The sequence below is a fragment of the Bartonella sp. AP57NXGY genome, assembly GCF_042195805.1.
In the GTDB taxonomy this organism is placed as follows: Bacteria; Pseudomonadota; Alphaproteobacteria; order Rhizobiales; family Rhizobiaceae; genus Bartonella.
This window is the reverse complement of sequence record NZ_JBHIOZ010000695.1, coordinates 1-524: the sequence shown is the minus strand read 5'-3', so window position 1 is coordinate 524 and position 524 is coordinate 1. Positions and strand designations below refer to the sequence as shown.

2 protein-coding genes are annotated in these 524 nt (G+C 31.1%); both read right to left on the bottom strand.

Annotated elements, in window-relative coordinates; genetic code table 11:
• A partial coding sequence (locus ACFIL8_RS12700; RefSeq protein WP_375690144.1) for a single-stranded DNA-binding protein occupies positions 1-116 on the bottom strand: 116 nt, incomplete at its 3' end.
• Between the two features lie 141 nt (positions 117-257).
• Positions 258-524: XRE family transcriptional regulator (locus ACFIL8_RS12695; protein ID WP_375690142.1), on the bottom strand; the 267-nt coding region annotated here is incomplete at its 5' end.

The window sequence follows — 524 nt, the reverse complement described above, 5'->3', positions numbered from 1 at the left end:
TCTGTATAGCTCTCAGAAGTCGCTATACTAAAATTGACTATTTCTGCTCCAGAATTCATTGTTTTGCTTTCGGGATTGGCACCAAGGCGCCCGATTAACGTCACTTTATTTAGCATATTTTAGTTACCTTAAATTTGTATTTAAATATGTAAAAAATCTTAGCATAATTTTATTATTTTTTCAATTATTTCAATGATATATTATTAATTATTAACATATAACATTACGTTTTGTGGTGTACGTATAAGATAAGGAGATCAAGGGATTTTATTTTGCAAGCAGCGTTTCTTTTCCATTTTCACCATAAATTCCTTAAACTCTGTTAGCTCTTGTTGTGAAAGGTGTTTAAAAGTTCTACAAAACGTGTTAGCCATTTCATGGTTAAGTGGATCAGAAGAATTCATTATAAAATTCTTTCGGCAAATATCAGCCTCTTTTCTTAAAAGAGAAGCCATGTTTTGATCTAAAGCGTACAGCTTTATGATCTTTTCTTCCATTCCTACTGGAACAGATTTCTTGCCAAT